General features: G+C 62.1%; 1 protein-coding gene. It reads right to left on the bottom strand.

Annotation, left to right across the window (positions count from 1 at the left end; translation table 11 throughout):
* On the bottom strand, positions 1-7,769 hold a 7,769-nt coding region (locus BMY73_RS27535; protein WP_139214295.1), incomplete at both ends, for a tandem-95 repeat protein.

The following is a 7,769-nucleotide window of genomic DNA, read 5'->3' as shown; positions in this document are numbered from 1 at the left end:
TCCAGCGTCGTGGTCTGACCGGCACCCAGGTGCTGGTAAGCCGGGTTGCCGGCGTCCAGTGTCCACTTGCCCGAGGCATCGACAGTGAAGCCTGCCGGTTTGTCGGCATCGTTGACGGTGTAGGTCAGAACGTCGTTGTCGTCGATGTCGGACGCCTGGAGTTGGCCAGTCGCTTTGGAGTCCTCGACAGCCGTACCCGTGCTGACGGCGGCCACAGGCGCGTCGTTGGTACCGGTGACGGTGATGGTCAGGGTCGAGGTGCTGGTCAGGCCCGCTTTGTCAGTGACGGTAAACGGCACGTCCAGCGTTGTGGTCTGGCCGGCCGCCAGGTGCTGATAAGCCGGGTTGCTGGCGTCCAGTGTCCACTTGCCGGAAGCGTCGACGCTGAAACCTGCTGGCTTGTCGGTATCTTTAACGGTGTAGGTCAGGACATCGCCATTATCGACGTCGGAAGCCTGGAGCTGGCCGGTGGCCTTGGCGTCTTCGACGGCCGTGCCGGTGCTGACTGTTGCCACAGGCGCGTCGTTGGTGCCTGTCACGGTGATGGTCAGTGTGCTGTCACCGGTAGCGCCGTGCTCGTCGGTCGCCGTGTACGGAATGGTGATGGTCTTGATTTCGCCCGCTGCCAGGCTGTCATAGGCCGGGTTGCTGCTGTCGAAGGTCCAGCTGCCGTCGGATTTCAGGTTGAAGCCGTCGACGGCCGCAGTACCTGTTTTCAGACCATAGGTCAGGTGCGAACCGTCATCGACATCGGTGGCGACCAGTTGGCCGGTGACCAGCAGCGGCTTGTTGATCAAATCGCTGATCTGCTGGGCGGTGGCGCCCTCGGCGGTCAGTGTCCACGTCCCCTTGTTCTCGACAGCGGAGCCGTTGGCGACCAGGGTATCGGGGGTGACGCCGGTCAGGTTGCCGACAGTGAGGACCGAGTCGTTCTGGCTGTCCGAAACGTTAGCGACACCCACGACGATCTGGTAAGTGCCAGGCGTCGAGAAGGTGTACGAGTAGGTGTGCGTGCCCGACGTCCCGTAATTGCCTACCGCTGACACATTTGACAGCACAGCCACTTGCTGGCCGTTGACCTGAACGAACGCGAAGTCGTTGAACGGCGAATAATCCTTGGCGGTGAAGTTCCAGTCGAAGGACACCGTCTGGTTCGCCGAGGTGGTAGTGAAGGTGGCAACCAGTGCCGAGCCATCGACCGCTGCGCCGTTGTTGATGCCGCTGGTGATGTGTTGCGCTTCGACCGCCGAAGCGGTGGCCGCTTGAGCAACCGGGGCATCGTTGGTGCCGGTGACGGTAATGGTCAGGTTCGAGGTACTGTTCAGACCCGCCTTGTCCGTCACGGTAAACGGTACGGTGAGGGTCGTCGTTTCACCTTCGGCCAGGTGCTGATAGGCCGGATTGCTGGCGTCCAGTGTCCATTTGCCGGAGGCATCGACGCTGAAACCTGCCGGTTTGTCGGCATCGTTGACCGTGTAGGTCAGGACGTCGCCGTTGTCGGCGTCGGAGGCCAGCAACTGGCCAGTGGTCGTGGTGTCTTCAACACCCGTGCCCTGGCTGACGTTAGCGACCGGCGCGTCATTGGTGCCGGTGACGGTGATCGTCAGGTTCGACGTACTGGTCAGACCGGCCTTGTCGGTGACGGTAAACGGCACGGTGAGGGTGGTGGTTTCGCCTGCGGCCAGGTGCTGATACGCCGGGTCGCTGGCGTCCAGGGTCCACTTGCCCGAGGCTTCGACATTGAAGCCTGCCGGCTTGTCGGCATCGTTGACGGTGTAGGTCAGTACATCGTTGTCGTCGATGTCGGACGCCTGGAGCTGGCCGGTGGCCTTGGCGTCCTCGACGGCCGTGCCCGTGCTGACGGCGGCCACAGGCGCGTCGTTGGTGCCGGTGACGGTGAGGATCAGGTTGGAGGTGCTGCTCAGGCCCGCTTTGTCCGTCACGGTGAACGGTACGGTAAAGGTCGCCGTCTGACCGGCGCCCAGGTGCTGATAAGCCGCGTTGCCGGCGTCCAGTGTCCACTGGCCCGACGCATCGACGCTGAAGCCTGCCGGCTTGTCGGCATCCTTGACGGTGTAGGTCAGGATATCGCCTTGATCGACATCGGAGGCTTGCAGTTGACCTGTGCTCGTTGTGTCTTCAACGCCTTTGCCGGTGGTCACGGCAGCGACAGGCGCGTCGTTGACCGACGTCACGTTGACGGTGACGGTCGCGGTGTTGGAGTTGGCCTGGCCGTCGGTCACGGTGTAGCTGAAGGTCACCAGGCCGTTGACATCTTTGGCCGGGGTGAAGACGACGTTGCCGTTGGCGTCCATGACCACGGTACCGACCTTGTGGTTGGCGCTGTCAAAGACATCCGCAGGCGTGGTCAGTGTCGACTTGCCTTGCAAGGTGTCGATGGTCAGCTTGTCACCGTCGACATCGCTGTCGTTGGCCAGCAGGGTCGCGGCCTTGATGACCAGTGGCTGGTCTTCGAGGGTGGTCAGGGTGTCGTGGCCCAAGGCAATCGCGTTGCTGGTGCCCAGCACACTGTAAGGACCCACGCTGCCGTTTGCGTTGACCGCCGCCACTTCTACTTTCAGCTGTGCGGAGCCGCCCTGATCCCAATAAACGATCTGGATGTCGTGCGGGCCGTCGCCGGTCACCGAGAAGCTGCCTGTCTTGCTGGCCGCAGACTGGTTCTTGTCAACGGCGAGCACTTGCTTGCCGTCGATGAGCACCAGATAACCGTCGTCCGCCGTCACTTTCAGCGAGTAAGTGCCAGCGGCCATGGAGACCTTGCCCGCCAGCTCGACGATGGCGTCGGAGGTGGTGGTCTGGGTGTTGCTGCCGTTGGTGTAGGTCAACGAGCCCTTGTCGCCGCCCAGGAACGAGCCCAGGTTGCCGGATTGGCCCAGATTGTTGTTGAACGCACCACCGCCGCCGTAGTTGAGGGTTTTGGCATCGAAGGTCGCGTCGGCCTTGTGCGAGGCGATGAAATCCAGCGCCTGCTTGATGGTGCCGAGGTTGCCACCGTCGATGCCTTGTTTGTAGCCGTAGTAGTTGCCTTGCAGCGTGCCGACGACAGGCGCGCCGATGTCGTCGCGTGCAACCGGTGCATCGTTGACCGGCGTGACGTCGATCTTGATCGTGGTGCTGTCGGTCAGGCCGGTGCTGCCGGTCGGCAACGCGCCGGTGTTGCCCAGGTCATTGACCGAAATGGACAGGCCCGCCGTGCCGGTGGTGTTGTTGGAGTCCTGTGTCGGCGTGAACTTGGCGCCTTCAAGGGCCGCGTTGATTTCCTGCAGCGTACCGGTCAGTGAGACGGCGCCGTTATGCGCGGCGCTGCTGTCGCCGTTGGCCAGCACCAGCGTACCGCCCGTGACATTGACGTAGATGCGCAACTGGCTGCTGCCCGCATCGACATCGGTCACGGTGATGGCGTTGCCGTTGGCCGACGAGAAGGTCAGGGCGGTGTCTTCAGCGATGACCTGGGTGGTGGTCGGCGCATGGATGACCGGAGCATCATCGACTGGGGTGACGTCGATGCTGATGGTTTGCGTATCCGACTTCGCACCGCCCACGCCGCTGTTACCACGGTCATCGATGACGATCGACAGGCCAGCGGTGCCCGTGGTGTTGTTGGAGTCCTGCGCGGGAGTGAACGTGGCGCCGTCCAGTGCGGCGTTGATTTGAGCCTGAGTACCCGTCAGCGTCAGGTTGCCCTGAGCATCGCTGGTCGCGCCGCCGGTGAGCAGCAGCGTACCGCCGGTAGCGGTGATGGTGATTTTCAGGACATCGGTCGGGCTGGCATCAACGTCCTTGACGGTGATGGCATTGCCGTTGGCTGCCGAGAAGGTCAGCGGGGTGTCTTCGGCGACGGTCTGCTGGGTCGGCGCCGTGATGACCGGCGCATCGTTCACCGGAATGACGACGATATTGGCCGTCGCAACGTTGGAGCTGTCCTGACCGTCGTTGACCTGAACGGTGATCGCGCGGTTGCCGCCGACCGGGTCTTCGCCTTCGCTGACAAAGGCCACGGATTTCAGCACGGCCGCGTATTCAGCCTGGCTTGCCGCACCTTTGAGGGTGTAGACCAACTGGCCGTTGACGGTTTCCGAGGTGATGGTGATCTTGCTGTTGCTGGTGTCGAACACCAGCTTGTCGCCAGCCTGCGCATCCTTGACGGTAACGGTGGCGCTTTGCAGGTTCGGGCTGTCCGGGTCGCTCAGGGTCAGCAGCGGCATCAGTTTGACCGGCGCTGCGTTCTCGACGTACGGCAGGGTGACGGTGTTGTTGCCCGGGAAGAATGGACCGTTGAGGTCGACAACCGGTGCGTCGTTGACGGCGGTCACGCTGATGGTGGTGGTCGCGACGTTCGACAGATTGTTTTCCGACTGGCCATCGTTGACCTGCACGGTGAGGGTGCGGTCAGCGGTGCTCGGGTTGTCGCTGGTGTTCTTGTAAGTGATCGACTGAATGACTTTCTCGTAAGACGCCGTGCTCGCTTCACCGCTCAGGGTGATGGTGATCTTGCCATTCACGATGCCGCTGACAGCGGCTTTGATGCCGAACTGGTTGCTGACGGCCAGAACGTCGCCTGCCTGTGCATTGGTCAGGGTGACGGTCGCGCCTTTGAGCGTGGTGTTGTCCACGTCAGTGATCGACACGTTACCCGCGATGCTCAGCGGCTTGCCGTTTTCAACGTAGGTCAGGGCGTAGCCGGTCTGGTCCGCGCCGTCGGCAGTGTTGAGATCCAGAACCGGCGCGTCGTTGACCGGGGTGACCGTCACGGTCAATGGCTTAGTGGTCGTGGCCGACTGTCCAGTGGTTTCGGTCGACGTGACGCTGACCTGAAGCGTGAATTGGCCGTTGAAATCCTTCGGCGGAGTGATCGTCAGTTTGCTCAGGTCCCAGCCGTCGATGATGACTGCGCCGTCGCCTGTCTTGATCGAGGTGTAGCTGTTGACGCCATCGGTCAGGACCGCACCCAGCGGGATATTGGACACGGTCAAGAGGCTCAACGACTCAGAGCCATCGGTGTCGACCAGAGCCGTGCCGATGTTCACCTGGATCGGCGAATCTTCAGCGCCCTGCGCCGCGCTGGTCGTGACGATCGGTGCGTCAGCCACGGCGATGACATGCACGTCGAAGCTCAGGTCTTTGCTGACCGGCGCAGCTGCGCCATCCTGTGCGGTGGCGGTCACGGTCAGTTTGATGTCGCCGCTGAGGTTGGACGGCGGCGTGAATTTGAGCGTGCTCAGATTCCAGTTCGTGATATCGGTCGACGTGTTGCCGGCGGTGGCGCTGAACGTGTGAACGCCATCGCTCAGGGTCGAACCCGCCGGCAGGCCTTTCAAGTTCAGGCTCAGGGTTTCCGAGCCGTCAATGTCGGTGGTATTGGCTTTGATGGTCGACAGCAGAATGGCGTTGTCTTCAAGCCCGGTATTCAGGTGTTCAGTGACGCTGATGTTGTTGATCACGCCGCCGAGGGAGTTGCTGTCACCGGCCTTGAATTCCAGTCGGGCGTTGCCGTCTGTCGTCACCGGAACGTCGAAGGTATAAGTCTTGATGCCGGTGACCGAATTGTTCAGCGTGCCGACCAGCGCGCCACCCCAGTACACGTTGATCAGGGAGTTGCTTTCAGCACCTGCGCGCACGGAGTAATCGACCGAAATGGTGTAGGTCGCACCCGCTTTGGCGTCGATGTTCGTGTACAGGTTGCTTGGATCGCCAGCGTTGCGCTCAAGCTCGATCACCGCCGTGTTCTGGGCGTTGCCCGCGACGCCATAGGTGCCCGGCTGGCTGATTTCAACCACGTCACCGCTGTTATCGGTGTGCCAGACACCACCCGTGATGTCGCCGATGGAACCGGTGGTCTGGCCGTTGACGTTGAGCGAAACAACGGTCTTGTCGCCGACCAGTTCCAGGTCAGGCATGTCGGTGACCGGCGCAACGGTGATGGTGCCCGTGGCCGGAGCTGCGGCCGCCAGGTTCTGGTTATCGACAGCGGTGTAGCTGAAATCGGTATTGCCGCTCCAGTCCTTCTCAGGCTTGAAGTAGATGGTCGCGCTGTTGTTGGCGGCCGCGATGTCGCTGGCGCTGGTGAGTTCTACCTTGCCGTCTGCGTCGGCGTAGAACGTGCCATGGGCGGCCATGTCGACCAGGTTGAAATGGTCGATGGTGCCGTCGACGTCTGCGCCGCCGAGCACGACTTTGATCATGCCGTCTTCGTTGCCGCTACCCGAGGCAGCGGTCACGGTCGGTGCATCGTTGACCGGCGTGATGTCGATTTCGCCGGTGTGGCTGCCGGACTGGTTGTCGGTGCCATGCGCGTCGACGTCTGTCACTTCGATGGTCACGCCGCGCGGCGCAGCCGACGGATTGTCGCTGCTGTTGGCGTAAGTGATCGAATTGATCAGCGTGGTGTAGTCGGCGACCGAGGCATTGCCGCTCAAGGTGATGACGATGCTGCCGTTCGGGCCGTTGCTCAGCGTGTAGCGGATGCCCAGGTCGGTGGTGCCGTCGTTGCCGCCTTTGTAGTACTGGGAAACGATCAGGTCTTCAGCCTGGATGCCGGTCAGCGTGATCTTCGCGCCGCTCAGGGTGTCGCCATCGACATCCTTGATCTGCAGGTTGTTGACCAGCGATTGAGCGTCGCCGTTTTCGACGTAGGTCGGGTTTTCAAAGGTGACGGTCGGCGCGTCATTGACGGCGACGACGTGGACGGTGCTGGCAACCGCGACGGAGTCGTTTTGGCCGTCGTTGACGGTCACTGTGATGTTGCGATCGACGACGCTCGGATCGTTGCTGTCGTTGTGGAAGGTGATCGACTTGATCACGGCTTCGTATTCGGCAGCGGTCGCGGTACCGGTCAGGGTCAGAACGATCTGGCCGTTGACGGTGGCCGTGGTCACCGTGATGTTCGCGTTCGGGCTGCCGACGACCAGACTGTCGGCGTCCTGGGCGTTGGTCAAGGTGACCTTGGCGCCTTGCAGGTTCGGGCTGTCGACGTCGCTGACGTTGATGTCGGCCGCAATCGGTACGCCGGCTTTCGTGCCTTCGGTGAACGTTGTTTCGCTGTTGACGCCGTTCCCGGAACCGTTCAGGTCAACCACAGGCAGGGCATCGTTATCGATGATAGTGGTGGTGACGCTGCCGTTGGTGCCGCTGACGACGACGTTTTCGAAGTTGCCGCCGGTGATCGCACCGAGCGAAACCGTCACGTTCTCCACGCCTTCCGGAATCTTGTCGTTGATCGTGGCCAGGTCAAACGTCGTGCTGCTGGCCCCGGCTGGAATCTTCACGCTGACGACTTGGGTGTAGTCGCTGCCGTCGGCCGCCGTGCCGCTGTAGGTCAGGTTGACGGTGACTTCGGTTTGCGCCGGATTGCTCAGGCTCACGGTATAAGTCGCCGCTTCGCCTTCAGTCACCTGTGTGCTGCCGGTGATGCTCGCAACGGTGGTGTCGATCGTGTCGGTAATCTGTACCACGGCTGGCGTCGGGTTGGTCGCCAGGTTTTCGAAGTTACCGCCCGTGGCACCGGTAATGGTGGTGCTGACGGTGGTGTTGGTGTTGTAGACGTCGTTGGCCGGAGCAGGCACAACGACCGAACCAGACGATTCACCGGCTTTGATGGTGATGGTCGAGCCGTCGGACAGGGTGACGGTGACTGGCGTCTGCGCCGGGTTGGTCAGCGTGGCGGTGTAGGTGATCGACGTGCCTTCGGCGGACGTCGCCGCACCGGCGGTCAGGCTGAGGGTGGTGGTGTCTGGCGTATCGGTGATCTG

It is taken from the genome of Pseudomonas sp. NFACC02, from assembly GCF_900110765.1.
Taxonomy (GTDB): domain Bacteria; phylum Pseudomonadota; class Gammaproteobacteria; order Pseudomonadales; family Pseudomonadaceae; genus Aquipseudomonas.
The sequence above is the reverse complement of the archived record's forward strand: the minus strand, read 5'-3'. Positions and strand labels throughout refer to the sequence as shown.